At 61.5% G+C, this 23,132-nt stretch carries 13 protein-coding genes; 3 read left to right on the top strand and 10 right to left on the bottom strand.

The annotated features are described in order from the left end of the window. Positions 1 to 301: 301 nt before the first annotated feature. From rluB to AC3RCJ_RS06940, 8 genes are all read right to left on the bottom strand, one after another. Complete coding sequence (rluB, locus tag AC3RCJ_RS06975) at positions 302 to 2,386, bottom strand: 23S rRNA pseudouridine(2605) synthase RluB (RefSeq protein ID WP_492965278.1); 2,085 nt, start codon at positions 2,384 to 2,386, stop codon at positions 302 to 304. Next, the gene (scpB, locus tag AC3RCJ_RS06970) at positions 2,379 to 3,167 is read right to left on the bottom strand and encodes an SMC-Scp complex subunit ScpB (protein ID WP_492959190.1); all 789 of its coding nucleotides are present in this window, start codon (positions 3,165 to 3,167) and stop codon (positions 2,379 to 2,381) included. Before scpB ends, rluB begins: the two co-directional genes overlap by 8 nt. A 398-nt stretch (positions 3,168 to 3,565) precedes the next feature. Then, positions 3,566 to 4,612 carry a glucokinase gene (locus AC3RCJ_RS06965; protein WP_492959192.1) on the bottom strand — a complete coding sequence of 349 codons (1,047 nt, stop codon included), beginning with the start codon at positions 4,610 to 4,612 and terminating at the stop codon, positions 3,566 to 3,568. Between the two features lie 363 nt (positions 4,613 to 4,975). Further along, on the bottom strand, positions 4,976 to 5,938 hold the full coding sequence (locus AC3RCJ_RS06960; RefSeq protein WP_492959194.1) for a VTT domain-containing protein: 963 nt from the start codon (positions 5,936 to 5,938) through the stop codon (positions 4,976 to 4,978). 27 nt (positions 5,939 to 5,965) lie between these two features. After that, positions 5,966 to 7,657 (bottom strand): ABC transporter ATP-binding protein, encoded by a 1,692-nt coding sequence (locus tag AC3RCJ_RS06955; protein WP_492959196.1) that lies wholly within the window; start codon positions 7,655 to 7,657, stop codon positions 5,966 to 5,968. 9 nt (positions 7,658 to 7,666) lie between these two features. Then, on the bottom strand, positions 7,667 to 8,782 hold the full coding sequence (locus AC3RCJ_RS06950; RefSeq protein ID WP_492959198.1) for an ABC transporter permease: 1,116 nt from the start codon (positions 8,780 to 8,782) through the stop codon (positions 7,667 to 7,669). 9 nt (positions 8,783 to 8,791) lie between these two features. Next, on the bottom strand, positions 8,792 to 9,730 hold the full coding sequence (locus AC3RCJ_RS06945) for an ABC transporter permease (protein WP_076569117.1): 939 nt from the start codon (positions 9,728 to 9,730) through the stop codon (positions 8,792 to 8,794). Between the two features lie 40 nt (positions 9,731 to 9,770). Continuing rightward, a complete protein-coding gene (locus AC3RCJ_RS06940) occupies positions 9,771 to 11,609 on the bottom strand; it encodes an ABC transporter substrate-binding protein (RefSeq protein ID WP_492959201.1) in 1,839 nt (612 codons plus the stop codon). Positions 11,610 to 12,200: 591 nt separating this feature from the next. Between AC3RCJ_RS06940 and AC3RCJ_RS06935 the strand changes: the two genes are divergently transcribed. Both AC3RCJ_RS06935 and AC3RCJ_RS06930 read left to right on the top strand, forming a co-directional pair. Beyond that, positions 12,201 to 14,879, top strand: coding sequence for a TonB-dependent receptor (locus AC3RCJ_RS06935; RefSeq protein WP_492959203.1), 2,679 nt, complete (start codon positions 12,201 to 12,203; stop codon positions 14,877 to 14,879). Positions 14,880 to 15,135: 256 nt separating this feature from the next. Continuing rightward, the gene (locus tag AC3RCJ_RS06930) at positions 15,136 to 18,006 is read left to right on the top strand and encodes a TonB-dependent receptor (RefSeq protein ID WP_492959205.1); all 2,871 of its coding nucleotides are present in this window, start codon (positions 15,136 to 15,138) and stop codon (positions 18,004 to 18,006) included. A gap of 83 nt (positions 18,007 to 18,089) precedes the next feature. On the opposite strand, the gene AC3RCJ_RS06925 is transcribed toward AC3RCJ_RS06930, so the two are convergent. Both AC3RCJ_RS06925 and aroG read right to left on the bottom strand, forming a co-directional pair. Continuing rightward, positions 18,090 to 18,317 (bottom strand): transposase, encoded by a 228-nt coding sequence (locus AC3RCJ_RS06925; RefSeq protein WP_492959207.1) that lies wholly within the window; start codon positions 18,315 to 18,317, stop codon positions 18,090 to 18,092. Positions 18,318 to 18,520: 203 nt separating this feature from the next. Next, complete coding sequence (aroG, locus tag AC3RCJ_RS06920) at positions 18,521 to 19,585, bottom strand: 3-deoxy-7-phosphoheptulonate synthase AroG (RefSeq protein WP_492959209.1); 1,065 nt, start codon at positions 19,583 to 19,585, stop codon at positions 18,521 to 18,523. A 535-nt stretch (positions 19,586 to 20,120) separates the two neighbouring features. Here aroG and AC3RCJ_RS06915 point away from each other — a divergent pair. Continuing rightward, positions 20,121 to 22,976 carry a TonB-dependent receptor gene (locus tag AC3RCJ_RS06915; protein ID WP_492959211.1) on the top strand — a complete coding sequence of 952 codons (2,856 nt, stop codon included), beginning with the start codon at positions 20,121 to 20,123 and terminating at the stop codon, positions 22,974 to 22,976. Positions 22,977 to 23,132: the final 156 nt, after the last annotated feature.

Below are 23,132 nucleotides of genomic sequence, written 5' to 3'. Positions count from 1 at the left end.
CATTTAGTGCCGGCAACATGCAAAAACACGCATTCTTGTCATATATGGCCCCCTGCGGGCGCCATCACAAACGGTTCAACAAAAAAAAAATGGGCATCTGCCCATCTTCTTGTATTTCCCCAACCAGATGAAAGCACTCCCCACCAAACAACCCTGCGGAGAACTTTTATTAGGCTGCAGATTATAACCTCTTATTAACTTCGCCGCAATGCCGCACACGAGGAACGGCCCGGCTTACAACAGTTACAAGAGCGCGCGCCCGCCGCAGATCAGCGGGCGCGCGAGAAGAAACTCTTCCCGATTAACCTTTGCTGCGGCGGCGCGGCATGCCATCCATGCCGCCACGATCCATGCCGCCACGCGGCTGGCCACCGGAGCGCGCCTGGCCACCGGCACCGCCCGCATTGCGGCGCGGACCCGTGTTGGCAAAGCCAAAGGCCGTTTGCAGCGGATCGGGCTGGCGCGGACCGCGCTGCGGCGCGCGGCCTTCGCCACCGGCCGGGCGCCCCTGGCCCTGGCCTGCCGCACGCGGCGGACGGCCCTGGCCTTGGCCTTGCGCACCGTCGAACGATGCCGAGGAACGGGGCTGGCCACCCTGGAACGGGCCTTGCGGCTGGCCACGACCAGGACCACGCGCTTCGCCCGGGCGACCGGTGCCGCCTGGACGGCCCTGGCCTTGCGGACGCGCAAACTGGCCTTGCGGCTGGCCACGGCGCGGCGCGACCGGGAAAGGATCGGCGTTGCGGTTGCTCACATCGATGCGGTTGCCATTCGGCTCGTCATCGCGGCTGGCCTTGCGCGCTTCACGGCCCTTGGCGGCACCGGCGGCGCGGGGATCGCCCGATGCCGGCATTTTCTTTTCGATGCCGTAGGCGGTCAGCAGGTCGCGCACCGTGTTTTCATCCATTTCTTCCCAGCGGCCGCGCTTCAGGCCGCTCGGCAGGGTCATGGCGCCGTAGCGGGTGCGGATCAGGCGCGACACGGTCAGGCCGATCGCTTCGAACATGCGGCGCACTTCGCGGTTGCGGCCTTCGCCGATCACCACGCGGTACCACTTGTTGATGCCTTCACCGCCGCCATCGGCGATCTTCGAGAACTGCGCCAGGCCGTCTTCCAGCTCGACGCCGGCCAGCAGCTTCTGGCGCATGCCCTCTTCCAGCTCGCCCAGGGTACGCACGGCGTACTCGCGGTCGATGCCATAGCGCGGGTGCATCAGGCGGTTGGCCAGGTCACCGGAGGTGGTAAACAGCAGCAAGCCTTCGGTGTTGAAGTCGAGGCGGCCCACGGCCAGCCACTTGCCGGCCTTCATGGTCGGCAGGCGGTCGAACACGGATGGACGGCCGTCCGGGTCGTTGTGGCTGACGATTTCGCCGGCCGGCTTGTGGTACACGAGCACGCGCGGCGGCTTCTTGCTGACGCGGCGCTGGATCAGCTTGCCGTTGATTCGCACATGGTCGCTCGGCAGGATGCGCTGGCCGATGTGGGCCGGCTCGCCATTGACGGACACGCGGCCCGAAATGATCAGGTCTTCCATGTCGCGGCGCGAACCGAGACCGGCTTCGGCCAGCACCTTGTGCAGCTTGGGCGCGTCGTCGTCGGACGTCAGGTCGCGGCGCACGGCCGCTTTCTGCACGCGGCCCGTGCCGCCTTCTTCGCTGTCGAAGGCGTCGGAGGTGACGAACGAGAACACGGCATCAGCGTCGCTGAGCTTGCCTGGCGCAGCCTGGCGGCCCTTGCCCTTCTTGCGGCTCTTGCCGGCATTCTTGCCGGCGCCCGGCACGTCATTGCGCGGACCGCGCGGCAGGCGCGGGCCGGACACGAGATTGCCTTCGGCATCGAACACGTCGGCGACCGGCGCGGCAGCCTGCTCGGCGGCCGGCGCTGCAGCAGCGGTTTCGGCGGCCTGCGGCGCTTCGGCGCGCGGCGGCTGGCGCAAGGCGCGTTCCGCCTGCACGCCGCGCATCTGGCGCGGACCGCGCGTCGGGCGCGCTTCGGCCGGCTTGTCAGCAGCGGCTTCCGGTGCGGATTCCACCTCGGCGGCGGCGGCCTTGGCGGCGGCGCGGGCGCGTGGCGGACGCGGTGCCGGGGCGGCAACCGCCTCGGCAGCCGCTTCGGCCGCCTCGGCGACGGCCTTCAGGGCAGGCTTGGCACGGGTTTTCTTGACGACAGGGGCTGCCTCGGCAGCGGCGGCGACAGGCGCCCCGGCCACTGCCTCGGCGGCGACATCGGCCTTCGTGCGGCGCTTCGGCTTGGCCGCGACGGCTTCGCCCGCGCTGGCAACGGCTGCCGCATCGGCTTCGATCTGCGCCTTGGTGCGGCGCTTGGGCTTGGCAACGATGGCTTCGTCGCTGGCGGTAACTGTCTCTGGAGTGTTCGGATTATTCATTATTCGTTTCTTGGCTGTGCTGACCTGGCGCAGCGTCAACCGTTAGTTCTGGCGCAGGGTCGTGAGTGAAGGCTTCGTCCATGGGCGAAGCATCGGGGCCGGCATCAAGGCTTGCTGTTACATCTGTCACAGCCGTATTGCTACCTGCACCAAGCTGTAGGGCAACTTCGTTCGTTGCTTTATCAAAATTTTCTTGCAGGGCCACTTCCAGGGCTTCCAGCCCATTGCCCTGCATTTCGCTGATTTGCTGCAAAGGCGGCAGCTGGGACAGCGAATGCAAACCCAGGTCATCCAAAAACTGCTTGGTGGTGGCCAGCAGGGCCGGCCGTCCCACCACGTCGCGGTAGCCGATCGCATCGACCCAGCCGCGGTCTTCCAGCATCTTGATCGTCTGCGAATTGACGGCAACGCCGCGAATCTCCTCGATATCGCCGCGCGTCACCGGCTGGCGATAGGCGATGATGGCCAGGGTCTCCAGGGTCGCCCGCGAATACTTGGGCGGCCGCTCCGGCGTCAGGCGATCGAGATACATCTTCATTTCCGGGCGGCTTTGAAAGCGCCAGCCCGAGGCCAGACTGACGATCTCGATGCCGCGCCCTTCCCACTCTTGCCGCAACTCTTCCAGCAACTGCTTGATCGTGTCGGCACCGACGCCGACACCGCGCACGCGGCCATTCTCGTCCGCATCGACGAACAGCTTTTTCAGGCTGTGGATCGACAGCGATTCACGAGCGCACAGCAACGCGGTTTCGAGGACTTTTTTAGCCTCAATTGTATTCATAGCAATTCTGTGCGGATGTGTGTTGCAATTCGTATGCAGAGAAAGAAATCAAAAACGTTCATTTCAACGTAACAGATGGCAGACATCGATGATGACGCCGTGCTGGGTTACTAGTTGAGGCTGTTTTTCCGACGCCTTGGCCGATGCGCGCAAAGCGGGACTTGCGGATGCAGTGAAAGTCCTGCGATCCATGGTGCTGGCCTTAAATAACCAGCAATGAAACGAACTCCGGAGCGGCTGCTTTTCCTGTGGCGGCGGACCAGCCAAGCAGGGAAGCGACAGGCGTCGTTTCATCCAACGATGCCAATTGTACCTGATAAAAAGCGGAAAAGCGCAAAACCGGGCAAAACACATGTTTTACCCGGTTATGGCGCGACACATGGGCGCGACTGCGCGCCTCACTGGGAGGCGAGTTTCTCCGAGAGAATGGCCGATGCACCCAGGAAAGCAGGATACTGTGCCGTGATGACGAAGGTGGGCACTTGCGACACATAGTTGGCAAAGCGGCCCTTGCGCTCGAAACGGGCGCGGAAACCGGAGCGGTCGAAGCGCTGTCCCAGGCGCGGCACGATGCCGCCGCCTATATAGATGCCGCCCAGGGCGCCCAAGGTGACGGCGACGTTGCCGGCCACCGTGCCCAGCATGCAGCAGAACGCTTCGATGACGTCGTCGCACAACTGGGATTCGCCGGCCAGCGCGCGGCGCGTGATTTCCGCCGCCGGCAAGGCTTCGGCCGGCACGCCCGCGCGGTCGGCCAGGGCGCGGTAGATCAGTTCCAGTCCGTCGCCGGAAATCAGGCGCTCGGCCGAGACGTGCTCGTATTCGCGCCAGGCAAATTGCAGGATGCTCACTTCCGTTTCATTGAACGGCGCAAAGCTGACGTGGCCGCCTTCGCTTTGCAGGGCGATCCAGCCGCCGTGCGAGGGAATCAGGCCCGACACGCCCAGGCCCGTGCCCGCGCCGATCAGGCCGATGGCCGTGTTCGGGCGCGCCGTGCCCGCCCCCACCTGGTGCTTTTGCTCGCTCGACAACTGCGGCAAGGCGCGCGCCAGGGCCGTGAAATCGTTGACCACGTCCAGAGTCGTGAAACCGCACTCTTCGCGCATGGCGCGGATCGAGAACGACCAGTGGTGGTTCGTCATGCTGAGAAAGTCGCCGTCGACCGGGTTGGCGATGGCGATCATGGCATGGCGCACGGCCTGCCCGCCCGCAGCCGCCACGTGGGGCAGGGCCAGGTAGGCTTGCAGGGCGGCGGACAGGCTCGGGTAATCGGCACAGGGCAGCACTTCCACCAGGGTAATGTGGCCGGCGGCCACTTCCAGGGCAAAGCGGGCATTCGTGCCGCCTACGTCGGCCAGCAGGCGCGGTCCATCGGCGAAGGCGGAAGTAGGCAGTGCGGGAGAAGACGAAGCGCTCATGATTTTAAATGATGAAGTGGGACGCATGGGACGCCAAGCTTAAAGGATGAATGCGCCCGGAGGCAAGCAAAGTTTGTAGTTTAAGTACATCAAAACAGGCCTTTATTGGTAGTTCCACTCCAAATGCAACAGGCCAGGCAAAAATTGCCTGAAATTAAAGAATTATAGTAAGCACCCACACTCGCCATGCATGCATGAATCATGCTGCACAGCAGCAGAAATGACGCTTGAAGGAGAGTATGCCGCAGTTTGCGCAAAGCCGCTTTGTACGGGACGGCGCCCATGGCGGGCTGCCGTCCCGGCCGGCCGGGAAAGGCACTTTCGTATTATTACTACCGGTTTTTACTGCCGATGCTTATTGCCAGTCCGGCGGGCACGAGGCAGCGCGGATCAGGAAGGCAAGCCTTCGCCCAGCAGGCTGGCGGGCGCCGGCTGGTCCGAGCGGTAGGCGGCATTCCACGCATCGAGGCCGCCGTGCAGGGGCTTGGCGCGGTGAAAGCCGTGCTGGTGCAGCAGCTTGGCCACTTGTGCGGCCGTCACGTCGTTGGGACAGCTGCAATACACGATGATGTGGCGGTCCTTGTCCATGGCGATCATGGCGGGCACCGGCTCCTTGCCATTGAAGAACAAGGCACCCGGCACGGCAGGCTCCAGCGCCTGCGCCGTGGCGCTGCGCGCGTCGACCATCAGCGGCTCCTCGCCCTGCTCTATGAGTTCGAGCAATTCGTCGATGCCGATACGCTCGATCTGCAAGGCCTGGCGGAAGCGTCGGCGCTCCAGGTATTTATACAGCAGGAACAGGCCCAGCAAGGTGGCCAGCACCAGCAAGGCCGTGCTGCCCATGGTGCTGAGCAAGTCCAGCACCTGCTGTACGCTGGCATGGAAAATCACGCCGACGGCGATGCCCGTGCCGCTCCACAGCAAGGCGCCCAGGCCCGCGTACAGGAAGAACTGGCCCGCCGGCGTGCCCAGCGCACCGGACATGGGCGCGGCCACGGTATTGAATCCCGGCACGAACTTGGAAACGATCAGGGCTTTCGGGCCCCAGCGCTTGAACTTGTCTTCCGTCTGGCTGACGCAGTAGTCGGGCGACAGCGAGATGCGGCACAGCAGGCGCAGGATGCGCTTGCCGAAATGGCGGCCCGCGCGGAACCACGTGAAGTCGCTGATCAGGCAGGCGCCCAGCGCGGCGGCCAGCACCAGCCCCCCATTCATGTCGCCATCGACAGCCAGCGCGCCCGCCACCACGAGGATGGGAAAGGCGGGAATCGGCAGGCCGAGCTGCTCCACCAGCACGATGCCAAAGACAATCAGGACACCGTAATGTTCGAGCAGGTAAATGAGGTTGGGCATGGCCGCTATCTTACCGTAAAAATCCCCTTATACCTGGACGCCCTTGGGGATCGCGCTGAGCAGGGTGCGCGTGTACGGATGCACGGGATTGCGGTACAGCTCATCCGAATCGGCCAGCTCCACCACCTGCCCCTTGTGCATCACCATCACCTGGTCGGCGATGTATTTGACGACGGACAAATCGTGCGAGATGAAGATATAGGACAATCCAAATTCATCCTGCAAGTCCTGCAGCAGGTTCAGTACCTGTGCCTGCACCGACACATCCAGCGCCGACACGGATTCGTCGCACACCAGAATTTCCGGCTGCATGGTCAGGCAGCGGGCAATGGCGATGCGCTGGCGCTGGCCGCCGGAAAACTCGTGCGGATAGCGGTGGAAGGCCTGCTCCGGCAAGCCCACCTTGTCCAGCAGCCAGTAGGCCTTGGCGATGCGTTCCTGGTCGTTGGCGCCGATCTTGTGGATGCGCATCGGTTCGAGCAAGATCTGCCCCACCGTAAAGCGGGGATTGAGCGAGGCGTACGGATTCTGGAAGATGATCTGGATGCGGCGTTTATACGGCAGGTATTCCTTGTTCGGCATGGCGATCAGATCCTTGCCGTGGAACATGGCCGTGCCGCTCGTTGCCTGGTGCAGGCGCAGCAAGGTCAAGCCCACCGTCGTCTTGCCGGAACCGGATTCGCCCACCACGCCCAGCGTTTTTCCGCGTGGCAAAGTGAACGACACGTCCTTGACGGCCTGGAATTCGCGCTTGCCGAACAGGCCTTCGCGCGTGTAAAAGCTTTTACTGAGCTTATTGACCACCAGCACGGGCTCGTCGCCCGGCGTATAGCCGCGCGTGCGCTGCTTCATTTCGATACCGGGGCCGGCCTTGCCGTCCATGTAATCAGCGATGACGGGCAGGCGCCACGGGCGCTGGTCCAGCGAGGGACGGCAATGCAGCAGGGCTTTGGTATAGGCGTCGGCCGGCGCTTCAAACACTTGCCGCACTTCCCCCGTTTCGCGCACTTCGCCATGGCGCATGACGATCACCTGGTCGGCGATCTCTCCCACCAGGCCCAGGTCGTGGGTAATGAAGAGCACGGACATCTGGTGTTTCTTTTGCAGCGCCGCGATCAGGTCCATGATCTGCTTCTGGATCGTCACGTCCAGCGCCGTCGTCGGTTCGTCGGCGATCAGCAGTTTCGGTTCGCAGGCAATCGCCATGGCGATCATCACGCGCTGCTGCTGGCCGCCCGACATCTGGCTCGGGTAGGCGTCGATCTTGGTGGCGGGGTCGGGTATGCCCACTTCTTCCAGCAGCGCCAAGGTACGGGCCCTTGCCTGCTTGCGGTTCATGCCCATGTGCTGGCGCAACACTTCGGCGATCTGGAAACCGACCGTGAACACGGGGTTCAGCGACGACATCGGTTCCTGGAAGATCATCGAGATATCCTTGCCGCACATGGTGCGCCGCTCGGCGATCGATAATTGCAGCAGGTCGCGCCCGCCGAAATGGATGCTCGATTGCTTGTCGATGATGGTGTTATCCGGCGGCAACAGGCCCATCACGGCCAGCGAGCTGACGGACTTGCCGCTGCCCGATTCGCCCACCAAGGCGACGGTGCTGTTGCGCGGCACGTTGAACGAGATGCCCTTGACGGCTTCGAACGTGGTCTTCTTGTCCAGGCGGAAGGTGACGCGCAGGTCACGCACTTCCAACAGGTTATTCTGGTCCATGAGCAACTCCTATTTCACTTTGGGGTCGAGCGCATCGCGCAAGGCATCGGTAAACAGCGAGAACGCCGTCACCAGCACGGCCATCGCCGTGGCGGCGGCCGTCAGCTGCCACCATTTGCCCAGGATCAGTTCATTTTGTGCCTCGTTGAGCATGCTGCCCCACGAGACGGTGCCCACGGGCACGCCAAAGCCGAGGAAACTCAGGATCACTTCCGCCTTGATGAAACCCACCACCAGAATCGACATTTGCACCAGGGCCACGTGACTGACGTTGGGGAAAATGTGCGAGAACATCTTGCGCCAGTGCGAAGCGCCGATGGCGTCGGCCGCCATCACGTATTCGCGCGCCTTGTGCTTGATGTATTCGGCGCGGATCAGGCGGTACGGCCCCGTCCAGCCCGTCAAACCGAGGATCAGCACGATGGTCAGCACGCCCTTCTGTTGCAGCACGGCCGCCACCGTCAAGATCATCAAAATCGATGGAATTGAGGTAAAAATGCTGTAGAACCAGTTGAAAAAGTCATCGACGATGCCGCCGAAGTAGCCGGACACGGCGCCGAACAAGGTGCCCAGCACGACGGCCAGCAAGGCGGCCACCAGGCCCACGACGATCGACGTCTCGCCGCCCTTGATGGTTTTCTGCACGATGTCGTGGCCCCATTTGTCGGCGCCGAACGGCAGTGTCGCCGCCTTGTGCGCGATCAATTTTTTCGTCTTGCCCATGCCGGCGCGCAAGGCCGTCAAGTCGTCGGCCAGCGGGTCGGTGACGCCGTACATCTCGACGCCAGCCGAGGGGTTGCTGCCCATCTGCGCGCGCAGTTCCGCGATATCGTCGGCCAGCGGGTCGAGCACGTTGATGGGTGTCGGCACGCTGCGCTCGTCGGACTGGGGAATGGCGCCGTCGGCGGCGCCGGCCACATCCTTGTCGGCGCCGACAAAGGTGGGCGGCGCATAGCTGACGGCCACTTCGTCTTCCCAGTTCGCCGCCACCAGGCCGCTGGCGGACGCCAGCACCAGCAGGAAAAAGGCGCCGACCACGGCCAGCGATACCATTGCAATCTTGTCGCCGCGCAAACGGCGCCACGCCAGGGCCCACAGGCCGGGCGATGTATGAGGTTTCGACATCGTCTCTTTCTACTTCAGTTGTACGCGAGGATCGACCGCCTGGTACAGCAGGTCGGTGAGCAGGTTGAAGAGCATGGTGGCGGCGGCAACATACACGGTGATCGCCTTGATCACCGGAAAGTCGCTGCGCTCGACGGCCAGGATCACTTCACGCCCGATGCCGGGGATGCCGAAGAAGCGCTCGAGCAGGAAGGCGCCGATCAGCAGGGCCGGCAAGTTCGACATCACGTAGGTAATGATGGGAATGGCGGCGTTGCGCAGCACGTGCACCCACATGATGCGGCCTTCCTTGAGGCCCTTGGCGCGCGCCGTGCGCACGTAATCCTGGTTCGCCTCGTCCAGCACGAAGGTGCGGAACAGGCGCAGCGTCGGCGCAATCGACACGGCCAGGCCGATGAGGATCGGCAGGGTCGAATAGCGCAAGAGGTTTTCCCAGAAGCTGTCGCCCCAGCCCTGCACGGGGAACAGGCCCAGCTTATAGGCGAAGCCGTACTGGAAGACGATGATGTAGACGAGGATGGAAATCGACATGCCCACCGTGCAGGCGATCATCACCATGCGGTCCGTCAGCGAGCCGCGCACGAAGGCGATGGCCAGCGCCAGCGCCACGCCAAAGAACGTTTCCAGCACGGTCAGCGGAATGAGCACCATCATGGACGGGCCCAGGCGCGACGTGATGATGTGCGACACGGTTTCGCCCGTGGCCCAGCTCTGGCCGAAATCAAAGGTGACGATCTGCTTGATGAAGATCCACAACTGCACATAGTATGGCTGGTCGACGCCCAGTTGGCGGCGGATGTTGGCGATGCTTTCCGCACTAGACATCTTGCCGGCCAGGATGTAGGCAGGATCGCCGCCCACCCAGTTAAACAGGATAAACACCAGCAGGACCACGCCCAGCATGGTGGGCAGCATCTGCCACAGGCGGCGCAGGATATAAGCAAACATAATGATTCCTTGTTGTATATGGCGTTATAAGCGGCCGCGCTTATTTATTCGCCGAGGCCGCAGAGGCTGGCGCCGCTGGCGCGCCCGTGCTGTCGATATCCATATACGCCCACTCCTGGAACAGGATCGGGTGCTTCTTGTAGCCTTGCACCGACTTTTGCGCCAGCATGTTGCGGTAGCGCGCATAACCGATCAGGGCGCCCGCATTGACTTCCAGGCGACGCGCCATCTTGTGGAACAGCTCGTCGCGCTCGGGGCTGGCCGGCATGGCCTGGCTGGCCGCGTACCATTTATCGTACTCGGGGTCCTGGTAGCAGCCGTTGTTGTTCTGGTGCGTGTTGGGGCCGTAGAACAGCTGCATGAAGTTGTCGCCGTCCGGATAGTCGGCCAGCCATGGCGCCGTGCGCGTCTGCATCTTGCACTGCTTTTCTGTCTTTAAAATGTCGGAAAAGATCATGCGGTCGTTTTCCATGCGGATGCCCAGCGAGTTGTAGGTCTTGCGCCACATTTCCGCCTGCAGCACGCCATTGGCTTCGTTGCGCGACGCGTAGCGGATCAAGAGTGGTTTGCCGTCCGGCAAGGTACGCCAGCCGTCGGCGCCCTTCTTGTAGCCGAATTTATCGAGCAGTTTATTCGCCAGCACGGGATCGTATTGCAGCAGGGATTTATAGTGCGGATCGTAGCCGACGACGCCGGGCGGTATCGGATAGTCGAGGCGCTTGGCCTGGCCATTCCAGATGATGCGGATTTCTTCGTCGATATTGTGCGCCATGGCAATGGCGCGGCGCAGGGCGATCTTTTCCTTGCTGAAGCCACCGAGGGTGGGGTCTTCCATATTCCAGTAGTAATAGCTGATTTCCGGGTCCAGCAGGCGCGACAGTTGCACGCCCTTCTCCGCCAGCTCGGGACGCAGCTTGCCGTTCAGCAAGGCTTTCGGCGCCAGCGGGCCATCGAGCCAGAACACGTCGGTGCCGCCGCTCTGGAAGGACAGCCAGCGCGACTGGTCTTCGATCATCACGGAAATTTCAATGCGGTCGATGGCGGGAATGCGCTTGCCTTGCATCTGGCGCACGATGCGCTGGTCGTCCGGGTCGTCGCCGGCCATGAAATTCCACGTTTCCGGCAAGTGCTGCGGGTTGCGGTTGAGGACGATGCGGTTGCCGCGCGTCCATTCACCGAGCGTGTAATAGCCGGTGCCGACGGGATTCGAGCCCACCTCGCCCTTCACGTCGCCGTATTTGTCCACCACTTCGCGCGCCACGGCGGCCGTCGGCACGTAGGCGAGGATCATGGGGAAATTGAAATCGGTCTTGGTCAGCGTGATGCGCAGGGTGTAGGGGTCGAGGATTTCCAGCCCGGCCACTTTCTTGTTGTAATCGAGCTTGTTCGACTTGGCCGCTTCCTTGGCCAGCTCGTCCAGACCCACCACCTTGCCTTCGAACAGCCAGCTGTGCGGCGAGGCCAGGCGCGGGTCGAACAAACGTTTCCACGAATACACGTAATCGGCCATCGTCAGTTCGCGGCGCTTGCCGCCGAACGCGGCGTCGGGCGTGTACAGGATGCCTTTTTTCAGGCGGATGGTATAGGTCTTGCCGTCGGCCGAGATTTCCGGCATGGCCGCCGCCGCGCCGGGCACCACCTTCACGGGCCGGGCCAGGTAATCATACGTGTACAGGGTGTCGAAGACGGCCTGCGTGATGTGGTTCGAATACAGGTCGCGCGCGGTGGCCGGGTCGAAGCCCGTCTCGGCGGCCGGCAGGATATAGCGCAAGGTTTTCACCGGCGCGGCCGCGGGGCCAGCGTCAACGGCAGTGGCGGCCAGCGGCAGGGCGGCCAGGCAGGCGAGCAGCGCCACGCGCCGCATCCATGGTGACTTCATGTAATACCCTTCATCTCGATTATCCGTCGCACCGTATTGGTGCGCTTGTACTGGCTTCCCCCTGGGATACAGGATTCCACCGCCAAAACCAGTCCATCCTCGCAAGATCTATGCCTTGTTTGCCGGGCTCGCCGGAGCGCTCCCGACTGTCTGAAAAACGCGTAACGATAACGCATATTCCCCCTCCCCGACAAAGAGAAATCCTTCCTGCGCGCGCCCGGCCCGCTATCGCGTCCTGATTTGCTGCGATGCAATATGGCGCTTTTACTTCGCTGGCAAAATACAAAAATCGGCCGTCTGCGCTGCAGCACAGCATTCACTGCCCTGGCCTGCGCGGCGCGGTAAAAACCAGGATTGCGCAGGCAATGCATCACAAAACAGAGGAGGTTTGTTTTAAATCAACATGCCTATTTCTAGGCGTTGTTTAAAAACACAAAGTTCAAAGCAGTGTTGACAAAGAGTTTTACAGATCATTACATTCGATCAATTGAAAAGAGATAAATCATTTCGCTTCTTCAATATTCTCGGACGCGCTTACCGGCGCGACCGTTCTTGACCTTTTAGCCAACCGCTTTATCAGGAGTCTTGAACATGATTAGAGAAATACGCCTGTCCCGTTCCATCCGTTTGATCTGCGCCAGCGGCCTTGCCGCCGGCATCCTCAGCCAGCCGGCACTGGCGCAAGACAGCGGCGACACCGCCGGCATGCAGCGAGTTGAAGTCACCGGGTCCTCCATCAAGCGGCTCGTATCGGAAACAGCCACCCCTCTCTCCATCTTCAAGGCCGAAGACTTTGCCAAGCAGGGTCTGACCACCGCCCAGGAAGTCCTCAGCAAGATCCCCTCGAATTCCTCCAGCATGGGTAGCGGCAATGCCGTCGGCGGCAACACCAGCGGCCTGCCCACGGGCGGCCAGGCCAGCGCCGACCTGCGCGGCCTGGGCGGCGACAAGACGCTGGTGCTGCTCAACGGCCGGCGCATCGCCAACCATCCGTATGACGGCGCCAGCGTCGACCTCAACATCATCCCCATCGCCGCGCTGGAGCGCGTCGAAGTACTGCGCGACGGCGCCTCGGCCATCTACGGCACGGACGCCATCGGCGGCGTGATCAACTTCATCACCAAGCGCTCGGTCAATGTCACCAACATCACGGCCGAGGTCATCGCGCCCGAGCACAAGGGGGGCGGCGAACACCGCCTCAACCTGTCGACGGGCTTCGGCAAGCTCGATACGGACGGCTACAATATTTTCGGCGTGGTCGACTACCACAAGCAAAATGTGCTGACCTCGCAGGACCGCGAGTTCTCCAAAACCGGCGTCTTTCCCGAGCGGGGCGTGAGCGTGACCAAAGGTACCAGCGGCACCACCTTCCCAGGCAACTACTTTGATGCGGCCGCGGATGGCGGCAAGGGCCTGGCCGGCAATCCCTACGCTGCCGCAGGATGCAGGCCGCCGCTGTCCATCCCCTCCGGCAGTGGCACTTGCCGCCAGGATTACACGCGCCAGATCGACGACCTGCCGGAACAGGAACAAGTGGCCTTCTTCGGCAAGGGCGCCTTCAAGCTGGGCGGCGGCCACCTGGCCACGCTCGAATACCTGCATTCGGAAAACAAGGTCAAGGCGCGCACGGCGCCGCCACCGCAAACGGGCCTGGTCCTGCCCATCAGCAGCAAATACTATCCGGGCAATGCTGGCGGCGTGCCGGCCCAGCCGGGGCTGTCGGGGCAACCGCTGAGCGTCAACTGGCGCCCCGTCGAGGCGGGCCAGCGGCAGATCGATTCCGACGGCAAGGCCGACCGCCTGGTGCTGGCGCTGGAAGGAGAGTTGGCGGGCTGGGATTACAAGACCGGCCTGAGCCATGCGGTCAGCAAGTCGGCGGAAAAATTCACGGGCGGCTATGTGCAGGATGCGTCGTTCGCGGCCGGCGTGCTCAATGGCATCCTCAATCCCTTCGGCGATCAGGATGCGGCCGGCAAGGCTTACCTGGCCAGCACGGCCTTGCGCGGCGAAGTGCAGAACGCCAAGGTCACCACCACGGGCTTCGACATCAAGGGCAGCCGCGAGCTGATGCAACTGGCCGGCGGCCCGCTGGCCATCGCCCTCGGCGGCGAACTGCGGCGCGAAAAGGCCGAGTTCAACGTGAACCGCGATATCGCCGGCCAGGCTGCCAGTTCCGGCCTGTCCGGTTCACTCTCCAAGACGGGCTCGCGCGACATCGAAGCCATCTTCGGCGAAGTCAACTTGCCGCTGATCAAGGACCTGGAAGTGCAACTGGCGGCCCGCTTCGACCATTACAGCGACGTGGGCAGCACCACCAATCCCAAGCTGGCCCTGCGCTACCAGGCCAGCAGCACGCTGGTGCTGCGCGGTTCGGCCAGCACGGGTTTCCGCGCACCGACCTTGTTTGAAAAGAACGCGCCGCCATCGAAAAACGACACCAATGATTCCTACAATGACCCCATCCTGTGCCCGGGCGGCGTACCCCAGCCGGGCGCCAATCCGCTGCGCGACTGCGACTTGCAGCAATTCAAGCTGCAAGGCGGCAATGCAAAGCTGAAGCCGGAAAAATCCACCACGTTTGCCTTTGGCCTGGTGCTCGAACCGGTCAAGGAAATCACGGTTGCCGTCGACTACTGGAACATCCACCTGAAAGACAAGATTTCCTCGCTGCCAGAGCAATCCATCTATGGCAACTACGAGAAATACAAGGCCTTGTTCCTGCGCAATCCCGACGGCTCGCCGTATGCGATTCTCGACATGAACGACAACCTCGGCGAAGTCAAGACGGACGGCATCGACGTCAGTTTCAATGCCCGCCTGGGACGCAGCGCCTATGGCGATTTCAGCCTGTCGGTCGACGGCACCTGGACCCACAAGTATGACTACCAGAACGAGCGCGGCGGCGAATTCATTGCCAACGTGGGCCGCTATGCGGACAACAATCCCGTCTTCCGCTGGAAGCACACGGCCGCGCTGAACTGGCGCATGGGCAGCTGGGGCGCCACCCTGTCGCAATCGTTCAAGTCCGGCTATACGGACCAGAACAATGTTGCCGACCAATACAAGCACGATGTGCCGTCGTACAGCCTGCTCAACCTGTCGGGCAGCTATGCGTGGAAGGGCTTGCTGCTCACGGCTGGCGTGAAGAACCTGCTGGACAAGGAACCGCCGTTCTCGAACCAGGGCACGATGTTCCAGAAAGGCTATGACCCGCGCTACACGGACCCGATCGGCCGTGCTTATTATCTGCGCGGCAGCTATACTTTTTAGCGCCTGTCGTGGCACCTGGTCAGCCGATATATAACGACGCCCCCGCTGCCGTCATTCTGTCGAAACTATCCATGCAGCCGCTTGCCAAAATTCCTGGCAAGCGGTTTTCCCTGTCATTTTTTTCTGCAAAATCATAAAAACGTCTGTTGTTTTTTTGTCTCATTGCTCAATTGAGTTTCTTGACAGTGCGGAGACAGAAGTGGTCTGATGAGACCCTGATTTTATTCAAGCCCGCCTTGAATAATGATGGAAATGTATGAGTTTCAAGACAAATTACCAACAAAAAATCGATATTCAATACAATATCCGAATTAACTTACTACTTTGGAAAAAAATAATGATCGAAGAGAAAAAGCTGTCACGTTCCATCAGAATTATTTGCTCGACCGGCGTCGTCGCCGGCATGGCATTATTTACAAGCAATGCAATGGCACAAGAGACTGCCATGCAAAAAGTCGAAGTGACAGGTTCTTCGCTGAAACGCGTTGATTCCGAAACGGCCCTGCCAGTCCAGATCATGACGAAAGCGGAAATTGCGCGTACAGGCGCCAGCAGTACGGAAGAATTGCTGACATCGATTTCCGCCTTGTCCTCGTCTGGTTCGACTGCCAACGCCACAGGCGCAGGCAGCTCCACCTACGGTCTGTCCTCGATCTCGCTGCGTGGCCTCGGCGCCGAACGCACCCTGATCCTGGTCAACGGCCGCCGCCTGGCCGCCTTTGCCGGTGGCGGCGGCGCTGCCGTCAACGTCAACGTCATTCCGCTGGCCGCCATCGAGCGTGTCGAAGTGCTGAAAGACGGCGCTTCCGGCGTGTATGGCTCGGATGCGGTCGCAGGCGTGGTCAACTTCATCCTGTCGAAAAGCTTCCAGGGTATCGAAGTCAACGCAGGCTACGGCAGCCCAAGCAGCAGCGGCGGCGGACAGAACAACAAATTGTCGGTCACGGGCGGCTTCGGCAACCTGGAGTCGGATGGCTACTCGGTCGTCCTGTCGGCTTCGACCGAAAATGAAAAAGCACTGTTCTCCAAAGACCGTAAGTACGCCGCTTCCGGCGACAGGTCACCATACTACACGGCTGGCGCCACTGGCCAGGGCAATATCGAAGGCGGCATAGATCCAAGCAAGTATCCCAATGATCGCCTGCCAGGCTTCGGCGACAACCCGGGCGCAGGTTACGGCAACCCTCTGGCAGCCAGCAATAATTGCGCTACGGTCAACATGGTGAAGAACGACAGCAATACCACCCACGGCTCGCCATATTGCGCCTTCGATAGCAATGCCTTTGTCGGCCTGATCCCGAAACGCAAGCTGAACAACTTCACCGGCAATGCGACGTACAAGCTGAACTCGACCACCGAACTGTTCGCGGACATGCTGTATTCTAAGAGTACGGTAACCCAATCGTTCCAAGGCAGCCCCCTGCGCCGCAGCTTCCTGACCACCGATGCCGAATTCGACAAGCAGGGAGTCTATCCAGGCTTGATCTTGTACCCAAGCAACCCCGTGTACCAATCGATCGCCGTACCTTACTTGACCAGCCAGGGCCATAACGATCTGATCGGCAAGCCGCTGGCCATCACCAGCCGCGTGTTTGACTACGGCAACCGCATCAGCGAAGATGAAGCAACCCAATCGCGCCTGGTCTTGGGCGCCAAGGGCACGATCGGCAAGCAAGACTATGAAGTTGCACTGACCAGTAACGAAAGCAAAACGCATGGTACCGTTCCGGGCGGCTATTTCTCGCAAGTGGCGTATGCGAAAATCATCAATGATCCTAGCAACAATTGGAACCCATGGGCCAATGGCGGCATGCAGACGGGCGCCCTGGCCGATAAGCTGAAAAGCGCGCTGTACACTGGCGATACGCTGGTCGCCAAATCCAAGAACACCATCTTCGATGCCAAGCTGGCCGGCGACCTGCCGGAAATTGCCGGCATTACGGCACAATACGCGGTGGGCGTGCAAGCACGCAAGGAAACCTACACGACCTCGCCTAGCCCTGCCCTGGAATCGGGCGACATTGCCGGCCTGGGCGGCGGCGTGCCACCGGTGGATCGTGATCGCGTCATCAAATCGATCTTCGGCGAAACCAATGTACCACTGATGAAAACGCTGGACATGGGCTTGGCCGTGCGCCATGACCGCTACGACGATGTCGGCCATTCGACCAACTTCAAGCTGAACGGCCGCTGGCAGCCAAGCAAGGCAGTCCTGCTGCGCGCATCGGGCGGCACCGGCTTCCGCGCGCCTAGCCTGACCGACCTGTGGACCCCGCAATCGCTGCAAAATTCGGCACTGTTCAATGATCCGGCGACGAACCAGACACAGCTGCAGGTCAATGCTCTGGCTGGCGGCAATCCTAACCTGAAGCCGGAAAAATCGAAGCAATTATCGCTCGGTGCGGTTCTGTCGCCATTCGAAAACTTCACCGTCGGTGCCGACTGGTTCCAGATCAAGATCAAGGACATCCTGGCCACCCCATCGGCACAGGAAGTCGTGTCGCGCTTCCGCGCTGGCGACAAAGCCTATGCCGGTCTGGTGACCCTGAACGGCAACAACGTCGACAGCATTATCACGACGCTGGCCAATACCGGCGACGCCACCGTACGCGGCATTGACCTGTTTGCCAACTATCGTCTGAACAGCAGCGTAGGCCGGTTTGATGTCAACATGAACGGTACCTACATGGATACCTACGACCAGACCAGCCCTGGCGGCGACATCTCGCACAAGGTCGGCACCATCGTTGACAAAGACGGCAACCCTGTATTGGGCGCAGATCAAGGCGGTGTGGTATTGCGTTGGAAGCATGCACTGAGCGGCACCTGGAGCCAAGGTCAATGGGCTGTCACCCTGACTCAGAACTACTCGTCGCGCTATGAGACCGGTAATCGCCAAGTCGACGGCGTACGCAACTTCGTCGGTGCGCAAGCACTGTACGACACCAACGTCAGCTACAAACCGATGAAGGCACTGACGCTCAATTTTGGCGTACGTAACCTGTTCGACAAGCAACCAAGTATGTTTGTTCCGGTCAGCAACCAGTTCCAGTCGGGTTATGACATCAACCAGTATGACCCACGCGGCCGCTTCATCTACGCCAGCGCGGGCTATACCTTCAAGTAAGCAGCATGAAGAACAGGGCGCCGAGGCACCCTGTTGACAGTCTTGCCAGCAGCCCCCGACTCCGTTGGGGGCTTTTTTTTGGATCATCGCGCTTTTCCGAGAAACACATCCTTGATTTTTAGGAAGAAATAAGCTGAATCCCGGAAACCATAGGCCCTCCTCTTGATGACTTTGATCCGGTTACTGACACCTTCAAGGATGGACGAATTCATGGGATAGATGGCCGAAGCGATGATGCCGTGGACATATTTTCGCAGCCGTTTGGCGAATTGGATGACCGGTCCAATTTCACTCGCGACGGCAAGGCGCATCCATCGTTATTCGACGAAATGCCCTTCCCAAAATGGAAGGGGCGACATAGCAAGGAGCATGGCGGCGAGGGGTGTAAGGCAATTCGTTTGTTTGGCGACAATCAATTTACCAATTCAGAATCCTTGCCCCCATCCGCTAAGAACGTCACCCCAGTCTTCCCCCAGCAACCGCGACGAACCTTTTTTTCGCTTATAGAATGATGCTACGCCTCGTCGCCCCGCAGGCGGCGCTGCTTCACGGCCGCCGCCAGGTTTTCCAGCACGGCCACGCTGGCGCTCCAGTCGATGCAGCCGTCGGTGACGGATTGGCCGTACAGCAGTTCCTTGCCCGGGATCAAATCCTGGCGGCCCGCCACCAGGTGCGATTCCACCATCACGCCGACGATGCGGCCATCGCCTGCCGCCACCTGGCTGGCGATGTCGGCGCATACGGGAATCTGGTTTTCCGGTTTTTTCGAACTGTTCGCATGCGAGGCGTCGATCATCAGGCGCGCCGCCAGGCCCTGCGCGGCGATGGCCTTGCACGCTTCATCGACGCTGGCCGCGTCGTAGTTCGGCGTCTTGCCGCCGCGCAAGATGATGTGGCAATCCTCGTTGCCATTGGTCGAGACGATGGCCGAGTGGCCGCCCTTGGTGACCGACAGGAAATGATGCGGCTGCGAAGCGGCCTTGATGGCTTCCACGGCGATTTTGACATTGCCATCCGTGCCATTCTTGAAGCCGACCGGGCACGACAATCCGGACGCCAGCTCGCGGTGCACCTGCGATTCCGTGGTGCGCGCGCCGATGGCGCCCCAGCTGATCAGGTCGGCGATGTATTGCGGGCTGATCACGTCGAGGAATTCCGTGCCGGCAGGCAGGCCCAGTTCATTGATATCGCGCAACAGTTCGCGCGCCATGCGCAAGCCGTCGTTGATGCGGAAGCTGTTGTCCATGTACGGGTCGTTGATCAAGCCCTTCCAGCCCACCGTGGTGCGCGGCTTTTCGAAGTACACGCGCATGACGATTTCCAGCTCGCCGGCGAAACGCGCGCGCTCCTTGACCAGCAGGCGCGCATATTCCATGGCCGCCTTGGTATCGTGGATGGAACAAGGCCCGATCACCACCATCAGGCGGTCATCCTGGCCATGCAGGATGCGGTGCAGGGCGATGCGGGCATCGGCCGCGGTGCGGGCGGCGGGTTCCGAGCAGGCAAATTCGCGGATCAGGTGGGACGGCGGAGTCAATTCCTTCATTTCGCGAATACGCAAATCATCGGTGCGGGGCATCATTTTCTCCAAAATTTGAACAAGGGTAAAACATCTGGGTAAAAAAAAACCGCCATCAGTGGCGGTTTTTTAGAATTTGCTGGGATCTCGTTTTTTGCTGCTACGTGAACCGACCGCTACTCCACCGCCTTTGGGTTGGAATTGCTAAAGTAAAAATAAGCGGTAAAAAAGTGGCGAGCGAACATGCGAGTCATCCATAAGTGATGAACGACTATAAACCTAAATTGCAAGGGTTGGCAAGCATAATTGTCGGCAAAGCCGCATGCCGCTGCCGTTTTACACTGCAAAGTGCGCAAAAAAGCATAAAAAGTTGCGCGCTGTTTGCGTCGCAGGCGACCTTGCCGCGGCGCGGACACAAGCCTGCCGCCCACCTACGCTAGCGCTGTGTTCGTCGTGGCAAGCGCGCCACGCAAGCCCAGGCTGGCGGCGCCAAGCGGCGCACTACTGATCAAGATCTAATCCCGGACAGGACGGACGGACAAGACTCAAGGACGCATCGATGACCTTTGACCGCCTGACCTTTCCGGAGAACAGCATGATCCCTACACCATCCGTCTACCCCGCTTCCTTTTCGCCGCCGCGCCTGGGCCTGGCCCTGGCCGGCGCATTGCTGAGCCTACCCGTCCTGGCGCAGGACAACGCCGCTCCCGCGCCCCTGCAGCGCGTGGAAATCACCGGCTCGAACATCCGCCGCGCGCAGGCGGAAACGGCATCGGCCGTGCAAACCCTGAACGCGGCCGATATCGAAAAATCGGGCAAATCCAGCGTGGCCGAACTGCTGCAGACCCTGGCCGTCGACAACCAGGGCTCCGTGCCCACCACCTTCGGCAACGGTTTTGCCAGCGGTGCCTCCGGCGTGTCGCTGCGCGGACTGGGCACGAGCTCGACCCTGGTGCTGCTGAACGGCCGCAGGGTGGCGCCGTATGGCCTGGCCGACGATGGCCAGAAAGTGTTTGCCGACCTGAACATCATTCCTCTGGAAGCGGTGGAACGGGTGGAAATCCTCAAGGACGGCGCCTCGGCCATCTATGGCTCGGACGCGATCGCCGGCGTGGTCAACGTGATCCTGCGGCGCGACTACCAGGGCACGGCCATCAAGGGCAGCTACGGCAAGACCAGGGACTGGGACGGGCGCGACGCGCATGCGGCCATCACGCACGGCTTCGGCGACATCGACACGGACCGCTACAACGTGCTGCTGAACCTCGAATACAACGAAAAGGCCGCCATCTGGAACCGCGACCGGGCAGGACGCGGCGCCGTCGGCCGCGCTGACTTGCGCGACCTGGGCTTCAGCGCCCAGGAAGCACTCGGCGGCACGGGCGCCATCACCACCAACAACGCGGCCGGCAGCGCCGTCAACGGCAATGTCCGCAACCCCGATACCTTCGACTACTACAACCGCGGCAACCTGGCCGGCGCGGGCTTCACACGCACCTTCCCGGGCGCCGCCTGCGGCAACTTCACCAGCCATCCGCAGGGCGACCCGGGCGGCGGTTGCCTCATTGACGCAGCACAACAATACGGCCAGATCCAGCCCAGGCAAAAGCACATCAATTTCTTCGGCCGCGGCGCCTGGCAATTGACGCCGGAACTGCAAACCTATGCCGAACTGAATGTTTACCACAGCGCATCCACAGCGGCCACGACGCCGGCAGGCATCAATGGAACCATCATTTATCCTGGCGGCCCCATCAGCACTGCCAGCGTGTCACTCGGCGCAGACCATCCTGACAACCCGTATTTCGGGCGCACCGCGCGGCTGCGCTACCTGGCGGCCGACGTCGGCCCGCGCATATCCGACGTCGATTCGACCTTCATCCGCTTCGCCGCCGGCATCAAGGGCACGCTGGCGGGCTGGAATATCGACAGCGCCCTGCTATATTCGCGCAACAAGGTCTCGAACGAAAGCAGCGGCTATCTGCAACGCGACGTGGCTTTCGCCCTGCTCAACCCCAGCGCCGCCAACGTGGCGACAGCCAGCGCCAACCCGGCGTACGCCGCCCTGCCTCCCGGTAGCGTGTGGCGCATCGCAGAAAATGCCGGCCTCAATTCCGCCGCGCTGTATGCGGCCCTGTCACCGCGCATTTCCAGTGATGGCAAGACACACATCGCGCAAGTCGACTTCAAGGCCAGCCGCGATATTGGCAAGCTTGATGGAGGCACGCTTGGCGTGGCCGTGGGGGCCGAGTTCCGCCACGAATCGACAGAACTCCAACCAACCACCGGCACCGAACGCGGCAACATCATCGGTTTGGGCTACTCGGCCTACAAGGGCAGCCGCAACGCGACGGCCCTGTATGCCGAAGTGCTGGCACCCGTACTGAAAACAGTGGAACTGTCGGGCGCCCTGCGCGCCGACCATTTCACCGATGTCGGTAATTCCTATACGCCGAAGGTGGGCGTGAAATGGACACCGATACGCGAACTGGCCCTGCGCAGCACCTTCGCCCGGGGTTTCCGGGCACCCAATGCGGCAGAAAATGGCGTCGGCGGCCTGGCCGCCTTTGCTGTCGGCACCGATCCTGTCCGCTGCGCGCTGGGCGTCGAAGCGGCATGCGACCCCAGCAACATCGCGGTCATTACCAAAAGTAACCCCAACCTCTCGCCCGAACGTTCAAAGAGCTATTCCATCGGCGCCATCTGGGATCCATTACCGCGGACAAGCATTTCATTCGACCTGTGGGAAATACGTCGCAAGAATGAAATCAACCAGGAACAGACCGATATGGCCATACTCGCCGGCCATGTGGCGCGCGACCCCTCGACGGCCACCGGCATCCCGGGCGATCCGGGCGCCATCACGGCCGTGCTGGCCAGCTATGTCAATTCGGCGCAAACGACGGTGCGCGGCATCGACATCGACGGCCGCCAGCGCTTCAACCTGGGCGGCGACTATGGCAGCCTGGTGTTCGACGTGAAATGGACGCATTTGTACAAATGGCTGCGCACGGAACAGGATGGCACGCAGCGCGATTTCGCCGGCACGCATGGCAATTGCGATATATCAAACTGCATGGGCACGCCCGATGACAGGGTCAACCTGGGCGTCACCTGGGAACGCCGCAACTGGCGCGTATCGGCCAATGTCAACTACCGCGCCCCGCTCGACAACGTACTGTTCAAGAATGATCCCGATGGCTGCGCCACGCATTTCGCCGATGGCACGGACGCGCCGCGCGGCTGCCGCATCGCCTCGTTCACGACGATCGACCTGACGGGACGCTGGCAGGCCACGCCCAAGCTGGAAGTGTTTGCCTCGATCCAGAACCTGTTCGACAAGATCGCCCCGCTGGACCCGTTGACCTATGGCGCCACGAGCTACAACCCGCTCGACTACGCGGGCGCGGCGGGACGATTCATCAGTGCGGGGGTGAAATACAAATTCTGAGACATCGGAAAAGCGGAAGCATAGGTCCGATTAGCGGGGCGAAGCCACGCGTCATCCGGCAACCGTGTTGACGCGGCCGGCAGTGGTGTCGGGTCACGCGCCTTGCGCTAACCCGACCTACGCGAGCGCCATCTCAGAAAAGGTCGGATTAGCCCG

Source organism: Janthinobacterium sp. GW822-FHT07H11, from assembly GCF_058798615.1.
The sequence above is the reverse complement of the archived record's forward strand: the minus strand, read 5'-3'. Positions and strand labels throughout refer to the sequence as shown.